The 23,433-nt window shown below is 62.0% G+C and carries 22 protein-coding genes and 1 tRNA gene; 2 read left to right on the top strand and 21 right to left on the bottom strand.

All coding sequences use genetic code 11. The features are described from left to right. Nucleotides 1-62: 62 nt before the first annotated feature. Nucleotides 63-518, bottom strand: coding sequence for a hypothetical protein (locus tag G3T16_RS20225; RefSeq protein ID WP_163496799.1), 456 nt, complete (start codon nt 516-518; stop codon nt 63-65). On the opposite strand from G3T16_RS20225, the gene G3T16_RS20220 reads away from it, so the two are divergent. Continuing rightward, nucleotides 517-1,601, top strand: a protein-coding gene (locus tag G3T16_RS20220; protein ID WP_163496798.1) for an IS3 family transposase whose coding sequence is annotated in 2 segments (ribosomal slippage) — nt 517-778 and nt 778-1,601 — 1,086 coding nt in all. Because the reading frame shifts where the segments join, the coding sequence is not laid out codon by codon here. The two genes, G3T16_RS20225 and G3T16_RS20220, sit on opposite strands and share 2 nt — an antisense overlap. A gap of 35 nt (nt 1,602-1,636) precedes the next feature. Here G3T16_RS20220 and G3T16_RS20215 read toward each other — a convergent pair. The 17 genes from G3T16_RS20215 to G3T16_RS20145 form a co-directional block, all read right to left on the bottom strand. Continuing rightward, nucleotides 1,637-2,101 (bottom strand): transposase, encoded by a 465-nt coding sequence (locus G3T16_RS20215; protein ID WP_269473249.1) that lies wholly within the window; start codon nt 2,099-2,101, stop codon nt 1,637-1,639. A gap of 249 nt (nt 2,102-2,350) precedes the next feature. Continuing rightward, nucleotides 2,351-2,424: transfer RNA gene (locus G3T16_RS20210), tRNA-Cys, on the bottom strand. Between the two features lie 182 nt (nt 2,425-2,606). Next, entirely contained in the window at nt 2,607-5,030 is a 2,424-nt protein-coding gene (locus G3T16_RS21405) for a glycoside hydrolase family 65 protein (protein WP_197911778.1), read from the bottom strand. Then, a complete protein-coding gene (gene otsB, locus G3T16_RS21400) occupies nt 5,027-6,649 on the bottom strand; it encodes a trehalose-phosphatase (protein WP_232059186.1) in 1,623 nt (540 codons plus the stop codon). Before otsB ends, G3T16_RS21405 begins: the two co-directional genes overlap by 4 nt. A gap of 8 nt (nt 6,650-6,657) precedes the next feature. Beyond that, nucleotides 6,658-7,419, bottom strand: a complete 762-nt coding sequence (locus G3T16_RS21395) for a hypothetical protein (protein WP_197911776.1) — start codon at nt 7,417-7,419, stop codon at nt 6,658-6,660. Nucleotides 7,420-7,478: 59 nt separating this feature from the next. Further along, entirely contained in the window at nt 7,479-8,066 is a 588-nt protein-coding gene (locus G3T16_RS21390; RefSeq protein WP_197911775.1) for a hypothetical protein, read from the bottom strand. 246 nt (nt 8,067-8,312) lie between these two features. Further along, nucleotides 8,313-8,867, bottom strand: coding sequence for a CDP-diacylglycerol--glycerol-3-phosphate 3-phosphatidyltransferase (pgsA, locus tag G3T16_RS20195; RefSeq protein WP_163497203.1), 555 nt, complete (start codon nt 8,865-8,867; stop codon nt 8,313-8,315). A 21-nt stretch (nt 8,868-8,888) separates the two neighbouring features. Further along, complete coding sequence (gene uvrC, locus G3T16_RS20190) at nt 8,889-10,715, bottom strand: excinuclease ABC subunit UvrC (protein WP_163496796.1); 1,827 nt, start codon at nt 10,713-10,715, stop codon at nt 8,889-8,891. Next, nucleotides 10,712-11,737, bottom strand: a complete 1,026-nt coding sequence (murB, locus tag G3T16_RS20185; RefSeq protein WP_197911774.1) for a UDP-N-acetylmuramate dehydrogenase — start codon at nt 11,735-11,737, stop codon at nt 10,712-10,714. Before murB ends, uvrC begins: the two co-directional genes overlap by 4 nt. Next, the gene (locus G3T16_RS20180; protein ID WP_163496794.1) at nt 11,724-12,227 is read right to left on the bottom strand and encodes a low molecular weight protein-tyrosine-phosphatase; all 504 of its coding nucleotides are present in this window, start codon (nt 12,225-12,227) and stop codon (nt 11,724-11,726) included. The genes murB and G3T16_RS20180 overlap by 14 nt, the downstream gene beginning before the upstream one ends. Continuing rightward, the gene (kdsB, locus tag G3T16_RS20175; protein ID WP_163496793.1) at nt 12,224-12,985 is read right to left on the bottom strand and encodes a 3-deoxy-manno-octulosonate cytidylyltransferase; all 762 of its coding nucleotides are present in this window, start codon (nt 12,983-12,985) and stop codon (nt 12,224-12,226) included. Before kdsB ends, G3T16_RS20180 begins: the two co-directional genes overlap by 4 nt. Nucleotides 12,986-12,999: 14 nt before the next feature. Next, nucleotides 13,000-13,992, bottom strand: a complete 993-nt coding sequence (gene lpxK, locus G3T16_RS20170) for a tetraacyldisaccharide 4'-kinase (RefSeq protein WP_163496792.1) — start codon at nt 13,990-13,992, stop codon at nt 13,000-13,002. Further along, complete coding sequence (gene msbA, locus G3T16_RS20165; protein WP_232059185.1) at nt 13,992-15,830, bottom strand: lipid A export permease/ATP-binding protein MsbA; 1,839 nt, start codon at nt 15,828-15,830, stop codon at nt 13,992-13,994. Before msbA ends, lpxK begins: the two co-directional genes overlap by 1 nt. Beyond that, entirely contained in the window at nt 15,823-16,254 is a 432-nt protein-coding gene (locus G3T16_RS20160; RefSeq protein WP_163496791.1) for an ExbD/TolR family protein, read from the bottom strand. The genes msbA and G3T16_RS20160 overlap by 8 nt, the downstream gene beginning before the upstream one ends. Next, the gene (locus tag G3T16_RS20155) at nt 16,251-16,874 is read right to left on the bottom strand and encodes a MotA/TolQ/ExbB proton channel family protein (protein ID WP_197911773.1); all 624 of its coding nucleotides are present in this window, start codon (nt 16,872-16,874) and stop codon (nt 16,251-16,253) included. Before G3T16_RS20155 ends, G3T16_RS20160 begins: the two co-directional genes overlap by 4 nt. A 102-nt stretch (nt 16,875-16,976) precedes the next feature. Beyond that, a complete protein-coding gene (locus G3T16_RS20150; RefSeq protein ID WP_163496790.1) occupies nt 16,977-17,150 on the bottom strand; it encodes a hypothetical protein in 174 nt (57 codons plus the stop codon). Continuing rightward, nucleotides 17,147-19,123: a DNA internalization-related competence protein ComEC/Rec2 gene (locus tag G3T16_RS20145; RefSeq protein WP_163496789.1), complete on the bottom strand. Its 1,977-nt coding sequence runs from the start codon at nt 19,121-19,123 to the stop codon at nt 17,147-17,149. The genes G3T16_RS20150 and G3T16_RS20145 overlap by 4 nt, the downstream gene beginning before the upstream one ends. Before the next feature lie 305 nt (nt 19,124-19,428). Between G3T16_RS20145 and G3T16_RS20140 the strand changes: the two genes are divergently transcribed. Then, the gene (locus G3T16_RS20140) at nt 19,429-19,986 is read left to right on the top strand and encodes a DUF2062 domain-containing protein (protein ID WP_163496788.1); all 558 of its coding nucleotides are present in this window, start codon (nt 19,429-19,431) and stop codon (nt 19,984-19,986) included. Between the two features lie 249 nt (nt 19,987-20,235). On the opposite strand, the gene G3T16_RS20135 is transcribed toward G3T16_RS20140, so the two are convergent. Genes G3T16_RS20135 through G3T16_RS20125 form a run of 3 tightly spaced genes read right to left on the bottom strand, consistent with a single transcriptional unit; the run spans nt 20,236 to nt 23,408 of the window. Beyond that, complete coding sequence (locus tag G3T16_RS20135; RefSeq protein WP_163496787.1) at nt 20,236-21,474, bottom strand: lipoprotein-releasing ABC transporter permease subunit; 1,239 nt, start codon at nt 21,472-21,474, stop codon at nt 20,236-20,238. Further along, nucleotides 21,461-22,156 carry an ABC transporter ATP-binding protein gene (locus G3T16_RS20130; protein WP_163496786.1) on the bottom strand — a complete coding sequence of 232 codons (696 nt, stop codon included), beginning with the start codon at nt 22,154-22,156 and terminating at the stop codon, nt 21,461-21,463. The genes G3T16_RS20135 and G3T16_RS20130 overlap by 14 nt, the downstream gene beginning before the upstream one ends. Continuing rightward, nucleotides 22,149-23,408: a lipoprotein-releasing ABC transporter permease subunit gene (locus tag G3T16_RS20125; RefSeq protein ID WP_163496785.1), complete on the bottom strand. Its 1,260-nt coding sequence runs from the start codon at nt 23,406-23,408 to the stop codon at nt 22,149-22,151. Before G3T16_RS20125 ends, G3T16_RS20130 begins: the two co-directional genes overlap by 8 nt. Nucleotides 23,409-23,433 lie beyond the last annotated feature (25 nt).

Below are 23,433 nucleotides of genomic sequence, written 5' to 3'. Positions count from 1 at the left end.
TCAGAACTAAATCAGATAAGCTCCGCTAGAATGACGTCTTCATTCATTCGAAAGGAATGCTATTATCCAAAGTGCTTTTTGTATAGGGCTTCAGCCATCCTATTATATTGACTGCTGTGGTAGCTTTTAAAGCTAAAGCTCTTGAGCCCAGAAAATTTCTTTCTGTAGGTGTCAAATGATGAAATCGTGCCCCGTTCAATTATTAGCCGCAGGCAAATTAGTAAGGCATTAATATTCGTTGTAGTCAACATACGTCCCGGTACTGATTTATCTACTGTCCAAAGATCCGGTGGCATATTCGCCTTAGCTGCACTAAGCAACGTATTTATCTCCTTTACGCAGTAAGCTATATACTCTTCGAGAAGGTCGGCTCGCATTTCTAGCACCATTTTGTCTTTATCGGTATTTTTCCAGGTGAAGAAGAGCGAGTCCGTTCCAGATGGTTTTGTAATCCCCCCAGAAAATAATCGAGATTTTGAGTAGAGGCTTTTATAATGATCGCAGAAGGAGCGGTACATGAAAAAGTCTCGATTTTCCGACAGCCAGATACTGGCGGTTTTGAAGCAGCACGAAGCGGGCGTTCCGGTCGCGGATCTGGCCCGCGAGCACAACGTCAGCACGGCACTGATCTATCAGTGGCGCGCAAAGTTTGGTGGCATGGACGCGTCGCTCATGACGCGGTTGAAGGAGCTGGAAGCCGAGAATGCTCGCCTGAAGAAGATGTATGCCGAGGAGCGGATCAAGGCCGAACTGCGCCAGGAAGCCCTCGAGGGAAAGTTGTAAGGCCATCTCAGCGGCGGGAGATGGCCAGAAAAGGCGTGGCCAAACATGGCATCAGTGTCAGGCTGGCGTGTGTGGTGTACGGTATTAGCGAAACCTGCTACCGCTACCAGGCAAAGCTGGATGGCGAGAATGCCCTGATTGCCGATTGGCTGCTCCGGCTAACGCAGACCCACAAGCGCTGGGGCTTTGGACTGTGCTTCCTGTATCTGCGCAACGTGAAGGGCTACCCGTGGAATCATAAGCGGGTCTACCGCATCTACCGACAGCTAGAGCTAAACCTGCGTATTAAGCCCAAGCGGCGGATCAGGCGGGATTATCCAGGCGAGCTGGATGTTCCGACTGCGCCGAATCAAGTCTGGTCCATGGACTTCATGAGTGATCAGCTCGACAGCGGCAAGAGCTTCCGCACGTTCAATGTGATTGACGATTACAATCGTGAAGGCCTGGGGATTGAAGTAGACTTGTCGTTACCTGCTTCGCGCGTGATTCGCGCACTGGAACAGATCATTGAATGGCGTGGCAAGCCAGCGGCACTTCGCTGTGACAATGGGCCGGAATATATCTCGCAGTCGCTGGTAGCGTGGGCGAACAAGAACCGGATAACGCTGATCTATATCCAGCCGGGCAAGCCAACTCAGAATGCTTATGTGGAGCGTTTCAACCGGACCGCGCGACATGAATGGCTGGATCTGCACGAGTTCAGCAGCGTTGCCCATGCCCAGCTATTAGCGACACAGTGGCTCTGGGAATACAATAACGAGCGACCCAATACGGCTATAGGAGGGATACCCCCGGCCCGGCTGCTACAGGCAGCATAACCCTCTACTCAAAGAGGCGGTTAAAAATGGGGGGATTACACGACCCCGGCCGCCAAGCCGGGAGTACCCAGTTCGAGGCGGTTGAGCGTACTCGACACGACCAAGGGGTAACCTTGGTCGCGGACCCGTTCCCGGTACTCCCCCGTCATATCCCGCTTGCTGACCAGTGCCGCCAGCAGGCTGTCCGCGCGCAGCGGGTCGTGATCATCAATATCCTCGTAACCGAGCGCCAAGCCCATACCCCCGTTGCGCGACTCGCTGTGCTCGACACCGTTGGGATTGCGGTGATCGGTGAAGTAGGCGACCAGTCGGGGCAGCATACTCAGGCGGACATCGACCTCGCGCAGCAACAGGCCGCCACCCTCTGAGGTGATGCGGCCGCCGTCAAAACGGCCTACCACTTCCCGACGACCTAATGCGTGAAAGGGGAGTACACTCTGTAACCATAGGTCTCTTCCTCTCGTGCAGTGTAAGTGCTTGCCGGCTCTTACTTTATGCACCAGTGCACCAGATAGAGGCCTATTTCAGTTTCACTGGTGAGATATGCCGGCTAGGGGTCGACTTGGACATCTGCGCCGGCCGCTGGAGGTCTGCGCGTCGATGCTGGTCAATCGCGCTCTGCGTCGCCTGGGCGTTCCGGGTCTTTTTTTGGTCGAACAGGCAAAACACCCAAAAGCCAGTGTTTACGGGGCTTTTCAGGCATAGCAATGCTCCGGCGTGAGGCCGAATTATGCTATTCAATAAGGAGTTGGAGGCTCGGGTCGGAATCGAACCGGCGTTGACGGATTTGCAATCCGCTGCATGACCACTCTGCCACCGAGCCTGTATTGGGTATAACGATGTTGACGCTGGAGCGGGGCAATGGACCAAAGCCCAACAGCTAACTCTTTGATTAAAAAGAGTTTTAGCTGACCCTCGCTACAGGAAGGTCGCCATTATGGACTTATTCTCGGCGGCTGGCAATACTGGCGTACGGCGCAATCCGGGCGCCCGGCCCCGGGTCGGTCACTGTGGTCTGAGCAAGCGGAATTCGTGCCGCGAGCCAGGGCTGACAGTATGAAACAGGCCCCGGTAGGCTATGGTAATCGGGTGTGCCGTGAGCTGCCTGCTGCTGACCCGCAACAGCTCCTTCGTCAACTCGATATCCAGTCTCTGGTTGCGGTACCACAGGCTGGTTTTCAGGCCATGGAGCTCATCCGGCAAGGCCGGATTGAAATGCAGCACATTGCCATGGGCGTCAAAACCCAGATAGCAGCGCTGAATCAGGTCCACAGTACCGGCCATTGCCCCCAGGTGGATGCCTTCAGGTGTCGTTCCGCCCTGGATATCAGCGACGTCAGCGTCCAGGGCACTTAGAAACAATTGCCATGAATGCTGCCGGTCTGTGCGCGCCAGTACCCACGAGTGTACAACCCAGCTAAGGGTAGAGCCGTGAGAGGTTCTGTGAAGATAGTACTCGACATTTTTCGGTATGGTATGCGAATCAAAGGGGTAACCCAGTTGTTCAAAAATGTGCTCCAGCTCCCGGGCCGTGAACAGGTAGAACAACATCAGCACGTCGGCCTGTTTTGAAACCTTGTAACGATTCGGATCATCACCTTCAGCTTCAAGAATCCGGTCCAGCCTGTGAATATCACCGTGTTGTTCGCGGGCGGCCTCCCAGTCAAACTCCTGTAGTTTGTCATAACCTTCGAACTGGCTGATGATGCCATCCGCATCGAAGGGAACGAACAACTTGCGGCTCACATCATGCCAGCGCTCGGTCTCCTGGTCGCCAAGCTGCAGCTTCTCACGAAGTTGGCGCAGCCGATCCTGAGGCAGGATACCCAGCATCTGACAGGCGCGATTCAGCACCCACGCCGCCATCACATTGGTATAGGCGTTGTTATCCAGCCCTCCCTCTGTCGACGGGTCGGCGCCCGGGTAGGCGGTGTGGTACTCATCTGGCCCCATTACCCGGCAAATGTCATAGCGGCTGCGCTGCGCGTTCCACGTTGCAATACTGGCCCAGAAGCGGGCGATCTCAAACAGTAGTTCGGCGCCGTACTCCTGCATGAACTTCTGATCGCCGGTCATCTCGTAGTAATGCCAGAGGTTGTAAATGATAGCGGAGCCGATATGACGCTGGCGATTGCTGTTGTCCGGAAGCCAGCGGCCCGAGTTTGGGTTGAGGTGCAGCACCTGGCTTTCTTCGCGGCCACTGCTGCCGCTTTGCCACGGAAACATGGCGCCGCGATAGCCGGCTTTGCGAGCCAATTTTCTCGCCGCGGGCAATCTGCGATAGCGGTACATCAGAAGTGCACGGCACCAGGCCGGAGAACGCGCCACGAGAAGCGGGAATATGAACAGTTCATCCCACATGATATGGGCGCGGTAGGCTTCTCCATGCCATCCTCGCGGCGGCACTCCCACATCGAGGTCAGTGCTGTGGCAGGTTACGGTCTGCAGCAGATGAAAAATGTGCAGGCGCAGTTTCAGCGGCAAATCACCCCCGGCTTCGCTGTCGACCTCCAGGTCGAACAATTCCCAGAGGTGTTTCCAGGCCAGCTCATGAGCGGCAAGAAGCGTGTTGAAATCGCCCGCTCCACTGATTTCCTCCTGCACAGCGAGCGATGGCTCGGAGATGCCACGGTCACGCGAATTGTACAGTGCGGCCACTTTCTCCACCCGGACCGTATCTCCCGCCGCCACATCGAGAACGATGTCCTGACTGACCCGATCACTGCCCACCTCTGTTTCGCGTTCAGGCCGAACAGCGTCGTCATTGTAAAAAAAACAGGTCCGCGCGGCCTGGGCGATCTCGGTCCGCGACTGTACCATCCGGCTTCGGAGCCACAGCGTCTCATCGTCCAGCGTCCCGGCCCCCAGCGGCTCGAGGTGGTGCCCGTTCAGGCTCCGATAGCGCGCCACCCCGCTGTTGCTGATGGCTCCATCAAGGCCCGTACGCACGGCAAGTCGCCCCGACCAGTCTTGCGCGACAATTGTCCATTCCAGCCCGGCAAGGTGCTGCTCCGCCATGCTCACGAACCGCCGCTCCTCGATGCTGATGATACGTTCCTGGTCGTCACGGAAGCGGAGAGTGCGGGTCAATACACCGCGACGAAGATCAAGTGCCTGGCGATAATCGGTAAAATCCACTTGCTCGGGAGCCAGCCAGGGCCCGTTGTCGATGCGGATCATCAGCATCGTCCAGTTGGGCAGATTGACAAGATCCTCACTCTCGATCTCGCGCCCTTCGACCTCGGTACACAGCCGGTTATACCCACCGGCGAGGTAGCACCCCGGATAGTGGATTGCATCGGCTTTAACATCGGGCGCCGCTGCGCGGGTACAGATATAGCCATTGCCAAGGGCACACAGGGTTTCGCGCAGCCCTTCATGATCCGGTTGGTATCCCCGATATTCGAACAACCACTCCCTTTCCTTCACGCGGTGCCCCCTGCTGTGATACTCGCGGCCAGCCACTTCAGGAAATCCGTGACATCGTCGGTATTTTCGAGCGTGTAATTAGCCAGGCTCCGCCGCCTGCTGTCGTCGCGCACGAGGATTGCGATGCCGTCCTCGCCACTGTCCTGGCGTTGCCTCAGTACATGGAAGGCATCCTCATCCGTGGTATCGTCCCCCACATAGACCGGCAGTACCTCAGACCCATTGAGCTGGTATCTTTCCAGCAGCCACAACAGGGCCTGGCCCTTGTTCCAGTCGGTGCGGGGCTTCAGGTCGAATACCTTTTTGCCGGAGGATGCGCGCAGCCGGGGAAAGCCAGCAAGCACCCTGCTTACAAGCTGCTCCACCGCTGGCACATCACCCTCCGCCACCTGGCGGTAATGCACGGCGATAGAGAATTTTTTCCGCTCAACACGTGCTCCGTTGATATTGCCGAGGTCGTCGGTCAAGGCCGTTTCAGCCGCGTCCAGATCGGGGAGGAACTCAACCCCCTGCTGAAGCTGCTCGCGCCAGCCACGTGGCCCCGCGATATCGAAGCCATGGCTCCCGGCATAGAATACCTGGTCCAGGTCGACCAGGGCGCGGACATCCTCAAGGTCGCGCCCACTGATGATCGCCACGGCGCAGCTGCGGGCAAGTTCGCCAACAATGGCGCGTGTGGCGGCGTTCAGCCTGGCTTTTCGATAGTCTTCAACGATCGGGGTCAGGGTGCCGTCGTAGTCCAGAAAAAGGGCGAGATGTCTGTCGCGAAGCCGCTCGCTGATCTGGTCCCGCGCTGACCAGAACGACGGCAACGCGTCAACAGGCACGCCAGCAGTACCCTGATCCTGCTCAGGCAACAGGCTGCTCAATGTAGTTGTGACGATATCTGCCCCACTGTTGCGCAGCGCATCCCCGTGGGCTGGCTCGCCCCGGTTGACGCCGATTACCAGGGCAAAGCCGCCATCGGCAGCGGCCTGCACGCCGGCGAGCGCATCCTCTACCACGGCTGCGCGCTCCGGCTGGACGCCAAGTCGCTCAGCGGCCTGCAAGAAGATCGCGGGGTCCGGCTTTCCCGGGAGGCCCAGATCGGCCATATCCTGGCCGTCCACTTTCACCCCGAACAAATCCCTGATCTGCGCATTGGCAAGCACAGCTTCACAATTCTTGCTTGCCGAAATGATTGCCGTGCGGAAACCGGCCCTGTTGAGGCTTTGCAGCACGCAAAGTGCATCGGGAAACACATGCACCCGATTGTTTGCAAGCCATTCGTTGAAGTACCGGTTCTTGCGGTTGCCCAGGCCGCATACCGTTTGCTCGCCCGGTAGGTCGGCCGGATCACCCCAGGGCAGCCGGATGTCTCTGGAAGCCAGAAAATCGCGCACACCATCGTAGCGCGGCTTGCCATCCAGATATTCGCTGTAATCAGCATCACTGAATGGCGTATAACCGGATCGCACGGACTTTCCCCGTTCTTTGAGGTATTCATTAAAGAGCCGCTTCCATGCGGCTTGATGGGCGCAACGGGTGTCGGTAATCACACCGTCAAGATCAAATATTACCGCGTCAATTTTTGCCGGCTCCAGCGGGAGCCGGGCATGATCAGTCAACGTTGCAGGCATCTGCCAAATCAGATAACGAGCATATAGGCGACCAGGGCTTCCTTCTCATCCGCCGTAAGATCCAGTTGCAATACCAGATTGAAGAACTCGACGGTGTCGGCCAGGGTGGGCAGCCGGCCGTCGTGCATGTAGGGCGGCGAATCCTTGATCCCGCGCAGGGTGAAGGTCTTGATCGGCCCTGTCGGCTGGGTGTAGCGCCCGTTGATATTGCGCGGCTCGTAGAAGCGATCGGCTTTCAGGTCGTGCATCTGGTGGTCGATGAAGAAGGGGCCGGAATGGCAGGTGGCGCACTGGCCCTTGCCCCGGAACACCTCCTGTCCCCGAAGTTCCTGCTCGGTGGCCTTGGCGGGATCCAGATCACCGTTGGGCATCAATTTTGGTGCCGGCGGAAAGTCGATCATGTTTTGCATCTGGGCCATGGCTGCCACCTGGCTTCCACGATCGAGCACATTCACGCCTTTCTTGGCCGCAGTCACGTGATCGCCGTCGAAGTAGGCTGTGCGCTGCTCGAACTCGGTGAAGTCTTCCACGGACCGCAGCGACCGCTTGGAGCCATGAATCTGCTGATTGAACATCCCGCGCAGACTCACTGTCTCGATACGCAGACGGGCCGCGGTGGGACGTGTATCGGGATTGAGATGAAAAGCCGCGTTGGTGTGGCCGTTGACGTGGCAATCGAGACAGGTGACCCCGAGACTCGGTTCCCGGACTTTGCGGTCGTGCGTGGCGTTGAACTGCTGCTGCGGGAACGGGGTCAGCAGCAGGCGCATGCCGTCGATCTGGACCGGTGTCAGCTTGCCCTCAAATATTTCATAAAAATTCTTGATCGTCAGTACTTCGCCCCGGTGACATCGCCCAGATCGGGGCGATTGGTCAGAAACAGCGGCGGAGGAAATTCCGGTGTCAAATGTTCCGGCAGATCAAAGGCGACATCGAAGCGCTCCAGATCCCTGTCTTCGGCCTCGGCGATGGCGTCTATCTGCTGCTGTGGAAACACCATCCCACCGGTCGGGTGCTTGGCGTGGGGCAGCGGCATAAAACCCTTGGGAAAGAGGTCCTGCTTGCGGATTTGCTCCGGTGTCATGTCGTTGAGTTCGTCCCAGCTCACCCCTGATGGCAGGCGAACGCGAACACCTTCCTGAACCGCCTTTCTGCCGCCGGACATCATCACCGGGGAAGGCTTGTCGGAAAGGTCGTAGCGGGTTTCCAGTACCCCCTGTTGACGCTCCATTACCTCATCTTTCTCGTCGCGGTCACTGTCGAAAACCTGCTGGAAATCCTCGTCGACCACCGGCGCGTAACTACCCCCGCTCAGCTCGTCCTGGCTGTTGGCCACGTCCATTCCGGCCATGAGATAAACAGCAAGAACACCTGCCCCGAACATGGGCAGGCCAATGAAATTTGTGGGCCTGGTCATAATCCTGTCTCCTTGTGAGTTTCCTGGCATCCGGGCATGCCTTGCACTCTGACGATCAGGGATGCCCCCCGATGCATGCACCGCTTCTCGACGGGTTCAGCCAGTTACTCATTCAAGGTAGTCGCAGATTGCCGTTTTGTCATGGCTAACGGGCAGCAATATCGGCCGGGACTCGCCCGGCCAGGAACTATGGCAGGATGGCGGAGCGGTTATTTCACTGCGAGTTTGTGCGATTTGCCGGCCTTTTTAGCGGCCTTTCATCACCTCGGCGGCAGCGCGTAGATAGATGATCATCGACCACAGCGTCAATACCGCCGACAGGTACAGCATCAGGTAGCTGGCGGCCAGCAGCCAGCTGTCACCGCGCACCGGGTCAATCGCCAGCAGGCCGATGATGGCAATCATCTGGAACGCCGTCTTCACCTTGCCAATATAGGACACCGCCACCGAGGTGCGCTGCCCCAGTTCCGCCATCCATTCCCGCAGCGCGGATACGACGATTTCGCGGCCGATAATAACGCAGGCCGCCAATGTGAGCAGCTTGGTGTCATGCCGCTCCACCAGCAGCACCAGCGCCACCGCGACCATCAGCTTGTCTGCCACTGGGTCCAGAAAGGCGCCGAACTTGGTCATCTGCCCGAGGCGTCGCGCCAGGTAGCCGTCCAGCCAGTCGGTCACGGCGGCCACAGTGAAAATCAGCGCCGCCACCAGCAGGTGGTGCCTGAAGGGCATGTAAAACACCACGACCAGGACCGGAATCAGCAGGATCCGCATGATAGTCAGGGTATTCGGGATATTGATGCTCAACGTGGTTCTAGCCTCTCAGCCGTCGCTGGTATGAAGGTGGTCATAGATCTGCTGTGCAAGCGTAGCACTAATGCCACTGATTTTTCTCAATTCCTCGACATTGGCGTTGCCGACGCCCTGGGCGCTGCCGAAGTGCCGCAGCAGCTCCCGCCTGCGTTTCGCTCCCACTCCGGGAATGCCTTCCAGCGACGACCGCTGGCGGCTCTTGGCACGCCGGGCCCGGTGCCCGGTAATGGCGAAGCGGTGTGCCTCGTCGCGGATGTACTGGATCAGGTGCAGCGCGGGACTGTCGCCACGCAGCCGTTGTTCTGCGCCACTGCGGCCGCGCACCAGGGTCTCGAAGCCGGCCTTGCGGGTCACGCCCTTGGCAATCCCAACTACCTCCACAGACGTCAGCTGCATGGACTCCAGCACCCCCATGGCCTGGCTGACCTGGCCCTTGCCCCCGTCGATGAACAGGATGTCCGGCAATGCGCCCTCCCCGGCCTGCAACCGCTTGTAGCGGCGCTCCAGCGCCTGCTGCATTGCCGCGTAGTCGTCGCCGGCGGTAACGCCCTCGATATTGAAGCGGCGGTAGTCGGATTTGCGAGGCCCGCTCTCGTCAAATACCACGCAGGACGCTACCGTCGCCTCGCCGGAACTGTGGCTGATATCGAAGCACTCCATGCGCTGGGGCAACTGTTCCAGCGCCAGCACCTGCTGCAGGTCACGCAGACGCTCAAGCGTGGACTGGCGTCCCGCCAGATGCGACTGGAGGTTGGTTTCCGCGGTCTGCAACGCGAGCTGCAGCCAGCGGGCGCGGGTGTCGCGCACTTTCGAACGAATGCTGACCTTGCGTCCGGCCTGTAGCGAAAGCGCCTCGGCGAGGCTGGCGCTGCCCTCGGGCATGGCATTGACAATGATGTCGGCGGGTATGGGGCGCGCGGCCGCAAGGTAGAACTGGGGCAGGAAGGCAGCGAGCACCTCGGCACTGCTTTCGTCGAGCTTCAGGGGCGGGTAATAGGTCTTGCTGCCCAGTACCTGGGCATTGCGTATAAACAGCACCTGCACACAGGCGCGGCCGGAGTCGACCGCCGCCGCCAGAATGTCCAGCTCGCCGCTGGCCCCTTCGATACCCTGGCTGGCCTGGACATGCTGCAATTGGCCCAGTTGATCCCGATACAGCGCCGCCTTCTCAAAGGCCAGCTCCGCCGCGGCCTGCTCCATATCGTCTGCCAGCCGCACCATCAGCTCCTGCGACTTGCCGCCCAGGAACAACCGGGTGTGTTCAACCTGTTCCGCGTATTCCTCCGCACTCACCAAGCCTACGCAGGGCGCGGTACAGCGGCCGATCTGGTACTGCAGGCAGGGCCGCGAACGATTGCGGAAGAAACTGTCCTCGCACTGCCGCACCCGGAACACCTTCTGCAGGAAGTGCAGCGACTCGCGTACCGCCGAGGCGCTGGGATAGGGACCAAAATACTTGCCCCTGCGGCGCTTGCTGCCCCGGTGCAGGCTCAGCCGGGGGAACTCGTCCTCGGTGGACAGGAAGATGTAGGGGTAGGATTTGTCGTCGCGCAACAGGATATTGTAGGGCGGACGATGACTCTTTATGAGGTTGTGTTCCAGCAACAGCGCGTCTACCTCCGTGGAGGTCACCGTAACCTGGATATCGTTGATCCGGGCCACCAGGGCCATGGTCTTGTCGGTCAGGCCGCTGGCGCGAAAATAACTGCTGACCCGGTTGCGCAGGTTCCGGGCCTTGCCCACATACAGCAGTTTGCCCTGCGCATCATACATCTGGTACACGCCGGGCCGGGTGGTCAGGCGCTTGAGAAAGGAGGTCGCGTCGAACTCGCTCATTCCATCCTCCCGTAGACGCGCGGCTCGATCTCCAGCTCGATGGCAAAGCGCGCCGCCACGGAGCTCTGGATGTCCCGCGCCAGCTGCAGCAGACGGTCGCCATCGTCGGCGCCGTAATTGACCAGTACCAGTGCATGGCCCGGATGCACGCCCACGCCATCCCGGCGCACGCCCTTCCAGCCGGCCTGTTCGATCAGCCAGGCCGCTGACAACTTGGCGGCCCCTTCGACCGGATACACCGGCAGGGCCGGAAAATCCCGGCGCATTTGCTCGGCGCGGGCCCGGTCAACCATCGGGTTCTTGAAGAAACTGCCCGCATTGTGCTCCCGGGCCGGGTCGGGCAGCTTGGCGCGCCGCAGGGCCACCACGGCATCGAATACCGCCCTGGCGGTGGCCGGGCCGGCGCCGGATTGCTGCACTAGCTGCTGTTGCAGGCCGGGATAGCTGCAGTCCGGCAGATCGCGCCTGGGCAGCTGCAAATCAAGATGCGTAATCACCACCGCATCGCGCAGTCGGTGTTTGAATACACTGTCGCGGTAGCCGAACTCGCAGTCCTCGCGGCTCAGCAGCAGTTCGCTGCCATCTGCGCAGCGCAAGGCGTGCACGGCGCTGACAAAAGGCGCCAGTTCACGGCCGTAGGCACCGATATTCTGGATCGGCGCGGCGCCCACCGTGCCGGGTATCAGGGCCAGGTTCTCCAGGCCGTAGTAGCCCTGATCCAGGCACCAGACCACCAGGCCGTGCCAGTCCTCACCGGCGGCCACCCGCAGGCAGACCTGCTCGCTGTCCTCACTGAGCACCGTCTTGCCGCGCATTTCCAATTTCAGCACGAGCGCCTCCAGCTGCTCGCAAAGTACGACATTGCTGCCCTGCCCCAGCGGTATCACGGGCAGGCCCAGCGCGCCGGCGCTGCGCAGTGCGGCGCGCAGCGTATCGAGATCGGCTACCCGCTGCAGGCCCCGCGCCCGGGCGCGCAGGTGCAGCGTGTTGAGCGCCTGCAGCTCGCAATCACCCCGCGTCACGGCGCCGTATCTCCCGCAGTAGCCCCTCGCAGGCGGCTTCGACCAGGTCCAGCACATGCTCGAAACCCGCGCCGCCACCATGGTAGGGGTCCGGTACATCGCGTCCGCTGCCGGCGTCTGCGAAGTCCAGCAACAGGCCGATATGCCCGGCGTAGTCCAGCGGTGCCTGACGGCGTATTTCCTCCAGGTTCTGTGAATCCATCGCCAGCATGTAGTCAAATTCAAAGAAATCGTGCCACTGCAGCTGCCGCGCCCGCAGCACCGACAGATCGTAGCCCCGTGTCCGGGCGGCCGCGGTGGAACGTGGATCGGGTGCCTTGCCGGTATGCCATGCGGCTGTACCGCAGGAATCCACACTGATGCGGTGAGCGATCCGCTCGCGCTCCAGCAGCGCCTGAAATACGCCGTGAGCGGTGGGCGAGCGACAGATATTGCCCAGGCAGACAAACAGGACCCTGACCGGTTTCGGCTGCTCCGGTTGCGGGCTCATGGGCGCAGAAGCCCGGTGACAGCCGCAAGGTCGGCCTCGGTATCGACGCCGGCGGGCACAGTTTCAGCGGCGGTCGCCACGTGGATCCTGACGCCGTGGTAGAGCGCCCGCAGTTGCTCCAGCTGTTCCAGCTGTTCCAGCGGTGCCGCGGGCCAGCCGACGTACTGGTGCAGGAACCGGGTCCGGTAGGCATAGATGCCCACATGCCGGAACCAGCTCCCGGCCGGCAACGCGGCGTCGGCCGACGGATTCGCAAACGCCTCCCGCGGCCACGGTATCGGTGCCCGGCTGAAATACAGCGCGCTACCATCCCGGCCACAAACCACTTTCACCGCATTGGGATTGCGCAGCTCGTCAAGCTGCCGGATGGGCACGCAGAGGGTGGCGATACCGGCATCCGGGTTGGCTGCCAGATTGGCCGCGACCTGATCGATCACCGCCGGCGGAATCAGCGGTTCGTCGCCCTGCACATTGACGATGATGGCCTCGTCCGCGAAAGCCATCAGGCTGGCGACCTGTTGCAGGCGATCCGTGCCGGAGGGGTGCTGGCTGTCGGTCATGCAGACTTCGGCGCCAAAACCGCTGGCCACCGCGGCAATGCGCTCATCGTCGGTGGCAATGATGACCCGCCCGGCCGCGCTGCGGCGGGCCTGCTCCCAGACCCACTGCACCATGGGCTTGCCGGCGATGTCCCGCAGCGGCTTGCCGGGCAGCCGGGTGGAACCAAAACGGGCGGGAATAACAACAGTAAATGGCATCGAAAATCCGTCGTTCATGAGCGGGGGTGGGCCAGTGCAGCCACTGCCTCCAGCAGCGGGGCGGGCACGCGGGCACTGATCTTCAGGAACCACATCTGCGGGGTGGCAAATCCCCGGCATTTTACCGCGTCTTTCTCGGTCATGATAATCGGTTTGTCATCCAGGCCGGCAAAGTCCGCGGCGCTGAATGGGTGATGGTCCGGCAATACCCGCGGACTGAGGCTGAAGCCTGCCGCTTCCAGGCTGGCAAAGAACTGTTGCGGCTGGCCTATGCCCGTTATCGCATGGATTGCCGAGCCCGGCGCCGGGATGGCCGCCGGTGCTGCGTTTGTCTCCTCGATTACCCTGACCAGCCCCTGGGATTCGTAAATGACGCCGTGCCGCGGGTCATCGCTGCCCCGGCAGAGCAGGTAGTCCACCTCGTTCAGCCTGGCGCGGGGTTCCCGCAGCGGACCAGCGGGCAGACAGAAGCCGTTGCCCAGCTGCCGGCTGGCGTCCATCAGGGCTATTTCGAAGTCACGGCCCAGCGCGTAGTGCTGCAGACCGTCATCGCTCAGCACCAGATCCACAGTGGTATCGGCCAGCAGCATCCGCAGTGCAGCCACCCGGTTCGGGCTCACCACGCAGGGGGCCCCGGTACGCAGGTGAATCAGCAGCGGCTCGTCGCCGCAGTCGCGGGCGCTGCTGTCGGCGCCGACACGGTGGGGAAATACCGCGCCGCGAGCCGCGCCATATCCGCGACTGATCACCCCCGGGCGCAGGCCGCGCGCCTGCAGCGCTTCCACCAGTGCGATCACCACCGGGGTCTTGCCAGTGCCACCCACGGTGATATTGCCGACCACGACCACCGGCACCGCCGCCCGGTACACGGACAACAGGCCGCACCGATAGGCCCGGCGCCGCATCCAGCTGACGCCGCGGAACAGCAGCTCCAGCGGCCGCAACAGCCACAACCAGGGAGCGGATCGGTACCAGGCCCGCAGCAGCGCCGGTTCAGCGGCCGCCATCAGTCACTGAACTCCTGATAATACAGCTGGGCGTACAGTCCTCCCTGCTCCAACAGTTCGGCATGAGTGCCGGTGGCGACGATCTCGCCCGCATCCATCACGACGATGCGGTCCGCCCGCTCGACCGTGGACAGACGGTGGGCGATGACAATGGTGGTACGGTTGCGCATGATGGTATCCAGGGCGCGCTGGATGCGGTGTTCGGATTCATTGTCCAGGGCCGAAGTGGCCTCATCCAGCACCAGTACCGGGGCATCCTTGAGTATCGCCCGGGCGATCGCCAGCCGCTGTCGCTGGCCACCGCTGAGGCCACCGCCGTCATCTCCCAGCACCGTCTCCAGCCCCTGCGGAAGGTTGTCGATGAACTCGGTGGCATAGGCCGATTCGCAGGCGGCAACCACCGCCTCGCGCCCGGCACTGGCGAGATCACCATAGGCAATATTGTTGTACACGGTATCGTGAAACAGAGTCACGCTCTGGGACACCATCGCCAGCTGGCGCCGCAGATCTGCCAGGCGGTACTCATCTATCGGTACCCCGTCCAACAGGATCTGACCGCGATCGATGGGGTAGAAGCGCGCCAGCAGCTGGATCAGGGTGCTCTTGCCACTGCCCGAGCGTCCCACCAGTGCAACGCTCTGGCCGGCCTCTATCCGCAGGTTGATATCCTTCAGCACATCCTGGCCGGTACCGGGATAGGCAAAATACAGATGTTTAAGCTCGATATCACCGCGCGCGCGCTCGACCTGGCGGTGGCCGCTGTCGATCTCATCGTCCAGGTCCAGCTGGGCAAATATATCCTCGGCAGCCGCCAGACCCCGCTGGATCACGCTCTGCACACTGCTGAGCTGGCGTATCGGCTTGCCCAGCAGGCCGGCGGCAGTCAGAAAAGCCACCAGGGATCCGGCGGTAAAGCCGCTGAGGATATTCGGGTTCAGCGCGAACCACACCAGCACCGCCAGCGCAGTGGCCAGCATCGTCTGGATGACCGGCGTACTGAGCGCATCAGCGAAGGCGAGCTTCAGGCTCTGGGCGCGATTGTACTCACTGGCGCGTTCGAAGCGTTGCCCCTGCTGTTGCTGACCGCCGAACAGGCGGATTTCCTTGTAGCCACTGATGCTCTCGTTGGAGACCTGGGTAACGTCGCCCATCGAAGATTGTATGCGCCGGCTGTAGCGCCGGAAGTGCTTGCCCACGATCGACACCACCAGTGCAATGCAGGGTGTCACCGCCAGGAAAATCAGGCACAGGCGCCAGTTCAAATACAGCATGTAACCCAGCAGGCCGATCACCGTCAGTCCTTCACCGACGATCACCTTCAGCGCCTTGGTGGCGGCACCGGTGATTTGCTCGACGTTGAAGGTGATCTTGGAGATCAGTACCCCCTGGCTGTGACGGTCATAATAGGTGCTGGGAGCCAGCAACATCTTGTTGAACAGTTGCCGCCGCAGCTCATGGATCAGGTTGCGGGCCACGTGATTCATGAAATAGTTGCCGGCAAAATAGCCCAGCGCGCGGCTCAGGGCCAGCGTGACCATGGCCACCGGTACCGCAATACGGGCGAACTCCAGCCTGGTCATGCCGGCAGAATCGAACAACTTGTAGGCGACGCCGGCGACGATACCCGATTCCACCTGCTCGGAATCATTGAGCGAATCGAGCAGGAACTGCATCAGGTCGGCCAGCAGTACATTGCCCACCGAGTAGAGGATGTAGCCGAGAATGCTGAAGGCAAACAGGTACCAGTAGGGCAGCACGTAGCGCAGCAGGCGGCGGTACAGCTGCCAGTCGCTGTCCTTGCCGGTCCGGTCCTGCTCCAGCAGCGGCGGCCTAATCACTGGCGGGTTCCTCGGCGGGCTGGCGGGTGGTGATGCTCATGTGCACGAACCCCATCTGGCCGGCCGCATCCATTGCCCGCACCACATCCTGGTGCGCTGCCTGGGCATCGGCGGTAATGATCAATGGCAGAGTCGTATCACCCGCTGCAATCTTGTAGATCGCGGCCTGCAGTGTACGCAAACGGGCATCCACCAGTGGCCTCCCATTGACCCGGTAGCGGCCCTGCTCATCCACCAGGATTTCCACCTGCTGCCCGGCACTCTCGCGCGGTTCTCCCGAGGCCTCGGGAAGATCGATACTAAGCTGGGTTTCGCGGGTGAAGGTGGTGGAGACCATGAAGAAAATCAGCAGCAGGAACACCACATCGATCAGCGGTGTCAGATTGACGCCGACCTCGCCCGGGTGTTGGCGGCGGAACCTCAAGTCCTGCTGTCCGCACGGTCGTCATTGTGCAGCGCATCCACCAGCTTGATCGTCTCCTGTTCCAGGCCCACCACGATCTCATTGATGCGACCGACAAAATAACGGTGCATGATCAGCGCCGGTATCGCCACCATCAAGCCCGCCGCGGTGGTGATCAGCGCCTCCGAGATGCCGCCGGCCAGGGCGCTGGCGTTGCCGGTGCCCTGGGTCATGATCTCGGCGAAGACCCGGATCATGCCCACTACCGTACCCAGCAGCCCCAGCAGCGGAGCCACTGCAGCGATGGTGCCCAGCGTGTTCAGGTAGCGCTCCAGATCATGCACCACATGACTGGCGGCATCCTGGATACTCTCTTTCATCACGTCGCGCCCGTGATTGGCATTGCCCAGGCCGGCTGCCAGAATACGACCCAGCGGCGAGGACTGCTTCAGGCTGCGCAAGCGCGCAGCATCCAGCTCTCCGGCCTTGAGTTGCTTCCACACTGTCGCCAGCAGGTGGGGTGGCGAAATCTTCTTCGGATTCAGTGTATACAGGCGCTCGATGCAGATTGCGAGTGCCAGCACAGAGCACAGCAGGATGAATACCATCAACCATCCCCCCGCCATCACCAATTCCAGCACAAGCCCATCCCGTCGCAATTATCAGGGCGCCATTATAAGCACAGCGCCGGAGGCGGTGAAACTACCGTTCCCAGAACCGTGGCCATCGCTGACGGTGGGCGATCAACTCCACTTCCCCCGGGGGAGGACTATCCATTCGATGGCACCCTCCCGGGCCGTGCTGCGGGTGGGGATCGCCAGTTGGCGGTGGCGTTGCTGCACCACACCGGCGGGGTGGCCGAAGCGATTGGCGCGGCCATGGGTGTAGACTACCGTACCGGGTTGAACCGCCTTCAACCAGGCCCATGAGGATGAGCTGGCACTGCCATGGTGGGCCGCCAGAGCGACCTCACTGCGCAGATGCGCCTGCCAGTAGCGTACCAGCTCACGCTCCCGGTCACTGCCGATGTCCCCGGCAACAGCAGCGAGAAGCGGCCTATACCGGCGCGCAGAACGCAGGATCCGCCATTGGCATCCAGCTGTTCGCCGACCGCTGGTGCCAGCACCTGGAACTGTACCGGCGCCCGCCACTGCCAGGCCGTCCCGGCACGACAGCTTTCACCCCTGCTACCGGCCTCGACATCAGGGCCAGTCAACAGTCGTTCTACCGGCAGTTTGCCAAGCAGACTGTCCAGGCCGGCGCTGTGGTCGGCATCGCCATGGCTGACCACCAGGGTATCGATGTGGCGCAGACCGCGACTGCGCATGAAGGGCAGGATCACCGTAGTGGCCACATCAGGGCTGCCCGGCATGCCTCCGCCGGTGTCGTACAACAGTACATTGCGGGCGTCATACACCAGCACGGCGGTGCCCTGCCCGACATCGAGAGCGACAACATGCACGGCCCCTGGCGCGGCGACCCGGTGCAGGGTCGTCGGCAGCAACAGCGGCAACAGCAACAGCGGCAACAGGACCCTGATCCGCGCGCCCAGCGGCACCGCCACCAGGGCCAGCACGACCAGGGCCAGGAACACTGTCGGCCCTGTCGGCATCAGCTCACTGTAGAGCCAGTGAGGGTAATCGACGGCAAACTGGCGGGCGCCGGGCAACAGCAACTGAAGCGGCCAGGCGGCCAGGCGCCAAATGCCGGCAGCCCAGGACTCATTGAGCGCGCTGAGAGTCGCTGCCAGCAGGGTCAATGGAACAACGAAGAAACCGGTCAGTGGCACCAGCACCGCGTTGGCCAGGGCCGCGACCTGGCTGGCGCCGCCGAACCACCAGCTCCCCAGCGGCAACATCGCCAGACACATGTAGGCATGGGTGCCCAGCCACCGACCCGCGCGGCCTGCCCGGGGCCACCACAGCGACAGCCACAGCAGACAGGCCACCGACCCGAAAGACAGCCAGAAGCCCGCACCCAGGGCCGCCAGCGGGTTCAGGCACAACAAGCCGGCAGCGGCCAGCAGCAGATTGTTCCACGACAGGCCGGGGCGGCCACACAGGGTTGCAAGCAGGAAACAGCTGAGCATGATCCAGGCGCGGCTGGTAGCGAGACTGAAGCCGGCCAGGGCTGTGTAGCCAGAGGCCAGCACCATTGCCAGCAGCGGCGCGAACAAAACCAGGGAGCGGTTACAACCGGTCAGCGCCAGGCTCCGCGCCAGCAATGTCCCCAGGCCAAGCCCGCAGGCTGCCACCAGGCCAACGTGCAGGCCGGAGATGACCAGCAGGTGGCTGATACCAAACTGCTGGAACAGGGTCCACAGCGGATGATCGAGGCCGCTGCGATCAGCCACGGTGAGGGCGCGCAGTACGGCTCCTTCCGGCGTGTCACCGAGGGCTGCACGGATTTGTCCACTCAGGGACTGGCGCAGCCGATGGTGCCAGGCGCGGCCCTCTGCGCTCGCCAAACGCCGGGCTGGCGCAGTGCTGCGCACACTGCCAACGGCGTCGATGCCGGTCTGGGCGTACCAGGCCTGCATATTGAATGAACCCGGATTCACCAGCCCCCAGGGACGCCGCAGCAGTACTTCGAAGCGCCAGCGCTCACCGGGAACCAGGCGCACCTCGCCTCGATAATTGAGCAGCAGGGTACGCGGCGGCGCACAATCCACTGGCGAGATGCTGTCAGCGCGGAATTCAAATCGCTGTAGCTGCCCCTGCTCCGGCATCGTGCTCACCCTGGGCAGGCTGTGTATCGTGCCGGTCACCTGCAGCGGCAGCCGTTCACAGTGATCCGGCAGACGCCGCTCCAGCAGTTGCTGACCATGACAGACCGCCAGGCCGGCCCCAGGGCGAGTCCGGCCGCGATGCGCGGTCCCCGACGCCGGCACAGGCAGCCGCCCCTCCCAACACCACTGCCAGGACCCCGAAGCCATGACCGGGCAACCACGGCAACTGGCTGACCAGCACTACCCCCATCACCAGGGCCAGGAGCACAAGGCGCACTAGAGATGCCCGGGATTAGTGGTCATAATGAAGCCCTGGTTGCGGCGCCAGATACATCCGGCGCATACACCAGGCCAGTTACCCATGTTCCCTGCCCCAGCAGCGCCCAATGGCGCGGTTATTGCCACAACGGGGCCATGTTAGTGGGGTGAACAGGCTCTGATCCACATCCAAACAGACCAGTGCAACCATGCCCAGAAAGACGCTGAAACAATGGTTACCCAGCCCCGCCAGGATTCGGGAGTTTCCGTGCCTGCATATGCTGGGAGACTGGATTTACCAGTCCAATCTCTGGCATCTCAATCGCTATTCGGCATCGATGGCCTTTTTCACTGGCCTGTTCGTAGCGTTTCTGCCACTGCCGGGCCAGATGGTGATCGCGGCGGTCACGGCGGTGCTGCTGCGCTGTAATCTGCCGTTGTCGGTAGCGCTGGTGTGGATCAGCAATCCGGTCACGATGCCGGCGATTTTCTACATGGCCTACCGGGTCGGCGCGCTGTTGATCGATGTGCCGGTACAGGTGATGGAATTCGAGCTGAGCTGCGCCTGGCTCCGGGCCCGTCTGGATCTGATCTGGCGCCCGCTACTGGTGGGCAGCCTGCTCTGCGGGGTCTTGTTTGGATCGCTGGGCTACTTTGTGGTCAACCTGCTGTGGCGCTGGCGGGTCTCGCGGCAGTGGCACAAGCGCCAGCGGCGGCGCCGGGCGACGGTGCGGACCGGCGCTAGGGGCGAGAGCAGGCAGCCCTAAACGGAATGTGTTTGAACTTCGTAGCCCGGTCGACATCCTGGGAGGGTACTTTCGAAAGAGCCGTGAACCCGTAAACCCATAGTTCGCTCCGAGGCTAGGGCAACGTGCTGGGAGGGTGCTTTCGAGACCGTTTGCAGCATGGATGCTGCAACCGAGCCTCCATGGACGGATTCACGGCGTGTCTCGAAAGCACCCTCCCAGCACGTTGACCGGGCTACGAAGCCCCCACCCCCTAAGGCGCCACCCGTCCTAAGCGCGCTCCTGATGCAGAATCAGCGCCGGTGCCAGCCCAGCCGCGCGCCGCGCCGGATAGAGCGCTGCCAGCACGCACATGCCGAAGGCGACGCCGCCCACCAGCAGCACATCGGTCAGCAGTATATCCACCGGCAGAAATGACACCGGATAGACATCGGTATCGAGGAAATTGAAGCCCAGCAGCTGTTCCAGCCCAGCTGCGGCGGGACCAATGACCAAACTCAACAGGACGCCGCCGAGACTGCCCAGAACGGCCCCCAGCAGGCCGATCATCGCCCCCTGCATGACGAATATGCTGCTGATATCGCGGCCAGAGGCCCCCAGGGTCCGCAAGATGGCGATGTCGCCCTGCTTGTCGAACACCACCAGTACCAGCGAGGAGACGACGTTGAACGCGGCGACGGCGATGATTGAAAACAGCAGGATGCTTACCAGGTCGCGGGACAGCTGGATGGCCGCGTACAGATTGCCATGGGTCATCATCCAGTTGGTGCCGTAATAGCCCACCGGCAGGGTGTCGACCAGCTCGCGGCCCAGCTCGTTGACCTTGAACAGATCGCGGGTCCACAGCTGCAGGCCGCTAATGCCCCCGTCCAGGCCGGCCAGTTCGGAGGCCTGTTCCAGATTGACCAGCGCGGCCGCCTGGTCCAGTTCGGTCCCGGTGTGGATGATGCCGGTCAGTACCACACTGGCAAACTGTGTCCTGGTAGCGGCAGCGCCTGCGTCCGCCTGGGGCGCGATCAGGGTCAGGATATCGCCCTCCTTCACGCCCAGCTGGCGCGCAAGGCCACTGCCCAGCAACAGGCTGTCGGGGCGTGACCGCAGTTGCTCCCGGGCCGCGGCGGGCAGCGCCGCGAGCAGACCGCCATCACTATCTGCAGCCAGCCCCATACCGGTGCCGGTCTCGATATCACTGCCGCGCAGGAACAGTGCATCGAATTGCACAAAAGGCGTTGCCGCCAGCACTGCGGAATGGGTCTGCAGCATTCGGGCGAGCGGCTGCCAGTCGTGCAATGGCTGCTGTGAGTGGACCGTGACATGTGGCACCAGGTTCAGGATGCGCTCCCGCATCTCCTTGTCAAAACCGTTCATGACCGAGAGCACTGTGATCAGCAGCGCGATGGCAAGTACCAGACCCAGGGTAGATAGCGAGGAGAGAAAGGTCGACAGATAACCGCGGCCAAACGCAAAGCTGTAGCGGACCGCTATCCGGAGCCGCTCAAGCCGTCCCATCGGCCAACTCCCGCAGCGACCCCTGTACCAGCTCCAGAGTACGATCCATCCGCGCCGCAATCGCCGGGTCGTGAGTCACCACGACAAAGGAGGATTGCTCCGCGCTCAGCGAATCGATCAGGGCCAGTACCTGCTGGGCCGAGGCCGGATCCAGATTGCCGGTGGGCTCATCCATCAACACGCAATCGGGCGCCGTCACCAGCGCTCGCGCGATAGCCACCCGTTGCCGCTCACCACCCGACAGTTCGCCGGGGCGGTGCTGCAAGCGGTGCTCCATTCCCACCTGTTCCAATAGCGCGGCAGCCCGGAGCCAGGCCTGCCTGCGGCTGCTGCCGCCAATCAGTAACGGCATGGCCACGTTTTCCCGGGCGTCGAATTCCGGCAACAGGTGGTGAAACTGGTAGACAAAACCCAGGTAGCGGTTGCGCCAGCGGCACAGTTCCCGTTCACTGAGGCCCGCCAGGTCCTGTCCGCGGATCAGCACCCGGCCACCACTGGGCTCGTCCAGCCCCCCCAGAAGATTGAGCAGGGTGGACTTTCCCGAGCCGGAGCTGCCGATAATCGCGATCTTCTCTCCCCGCCGGAGGCTGAAATCAACCCCATCCAGCACCCTGACATGGCGGTTGCCGTCGCGATAGATCCGTCCCAGCTGTTCGCAGCGTACAATATCGCTGTCATTCATAGCGCAATACCTCGGCCGGGGCGATCCGCGAAGCCCGCCAGGCGGGATACAATGTGGCGACAAGACTGAGCAGAAAGGAGGCAGCCACCACCACCAGCACATCCTGCCACAGCAACTGCGCCGGCAGTTCGCTGATAAAATACACCGCCGGATCAAACAGCTTGACGCCCAGCAATGATTCCACTGTTTTGGTCACTGCGGCGACATGGCTGGCGAGGGCGATGCCGGCCAGCGTACCCAGGCCAATGCCAACAGCCGCCAGACCCAGGCCATGGGCGACGAATATGCGCATGATGTCGCCTGCGCGCGCGCCCATCGTGCGCAAAACCGCAATGTCGCCACGCTTTTCCGCCACCGACATCACCAGCGTGGAAATGATATTGAAGGCCGCCACCGCAACCACGCTCAACAGCAACAGGCCCACCATGACCTTTTCCATCCTGATGGCGCGGAACAGGCTGCCCTGGGTCTGGCTCCAGTCGCGCACCTGCAGCTCGGGCCCCAACCCGGCACCTAGGCGAGCCAGCGTCGCGGGGGCGCTCATCAACTCCGGAGTGCGCAGCTGCAGGCCATCGACGCGATCGCCCAGCCCGAACAGTTTCTGGCCGGTTGCCAGCGACACGTAGGCCTGGTAGCCGTCAGCCTGGGCGCTGATCGCAAACAGGCCGACCACGCGCAGGCGCTTGCTGCGCGGAAAGGTTCCCAGGGGGGTTACCGTGAGCCGCGGCACAGTCACCTCCAGGCGGTCTCCGGGCCGAACGCCCAGTGCCCGGGCCAGGGTGACGCCCAGGATGATACTGTAGGGCTCGTGCTCGAGATCTCCCAGCTGTCCCGCTACCAGGGCCTCGTCGAGTTCGGATACAGCCACCTCCCTGGCCGGGTCAATCGCGCTCAGCACGGCACCGCGCAATGACTGGGAGCCAGCGAGGATCACCTTGTTGCTGATATAGGGCGCCACTGCCTCCACGCCGCCGGCCTGTTCCAGGCGCAGGGCCAGCTCCTCCCAGCGTTCGAGCCCGCCGTTCGCAGGCAGCACATAGCCGTGGGGCACCAGCGACAGGATGCGGTTGCGCAGTTCGCCGGAGAAACCGTTCATGATGGACAGCACGGTGATCAGGCTGGTGACGCCCAGCACCATGCCCAGCATGGATACCGAGGCAATGACGCTGGCGAAACGGTTGCGTTTGCGGCTGAAACTGTAGCGCAGGCCAACGAACAGCACATAGCGGGAACGGAAGGAGGGTTGCAGCACTAGTACTCCTTCAAAATCATCTTGA

Origin of the sequence: Kineobactrum salinum (assembly GCF_010669285.1) — a bacterium.
Classification (GTDB): domain Bacteria; phylum Pseudomonadota; class Gammaproteobacteria; order Pseudomonadales; family Halieaceae; genus Kineobactrum; species Kineobactrum salinum.
Note: the sequence above shows the minus strand (reverse complement) of the source record. Positions and strands in the feature narration are given on the sequence as shown.

Excerpts from the sequence above, each read along its gene's own strand:
- G3T16_RS20225 (WP_163496799.1), bottom strand. The coding sequence starts at position 518 with ATGTACCGCTCCTTCTGCGATCATTATAAAAGCCTCTACTCAAAATCT.
- otsB (WP_232059186.1), bottom strand. The coding sequence starts at position 6,649 with ATGCCTGCAACGTTGACTGATCATGCCCGGCTCCCGCTGGAGCCGGCA.
- G3T16_RS21395 (WP_197911776.1), bottom strand. The coding sequence starts at position 7,419 with ATGCGCCTGCTGCTGACCCCGTTCCCGCAGCAGCAGTTCAACGCCACG.
- G3T16_RS21390 (WP_197911775.1), bottom strand. The coding sequence starts at position 8,066 with ATGACCAGGCCCACAAATTTCATTGGCCTGCCCATGTTCGGGGCAGGT.
- uvrC (WP_163496796.1), bottom strand. The coding sequence starts at position 10,715 with ATGAGCGAGTTCGACGCGACCTCCTTTCTCAAGCGCCTGACCACCCGG.
- G3T16_RS20180 (WP_163496794.1), bottom strand. The coding sequence starts at position 12,227 with ATGAGCCCGCAACCGGAGCAGCCGAAACCGGTCAGGGTCCTGTTTGTC.
- kdsB (WP_163496793.1), bottom strand. The coding sequence starts at position 12,985 with ATGCCATTTACTGTTGTTATTCCCGCCCGTTTTGGTTCCACCCGGCTG.
- lpxK (WP_163496792.1), bottom strand. The coding sequence starts at position 13,992 with ATGGCGGCCGCTGAACCGGCGCTGCTGCGGGCCTGGTACCGATCCGCT.
- G3T16_RS20140 (WP_163496788.1), top strand. The coding sequence starts at position 19,429 with ATGCCCAGAAAGACGCTGAAACAATGGTTACCCAGCCCCGCCAGGATT.
- G3T16_RS20135 (WP_163496787.1), bottom strand. The coding sequence starts at position 21,474 with ATGGGACGGCTTGAGCGGCTCCGGATAGCGGTCCGCTACAGCTTTGCG.
- G3T16_RS20130 (WP_163496786.1), bottom strand. The coding sequence starts at position 22,156 with ATGAATGACAGCGATATTGTACGCTGCGAACAGCTGGGACGGATCTAT.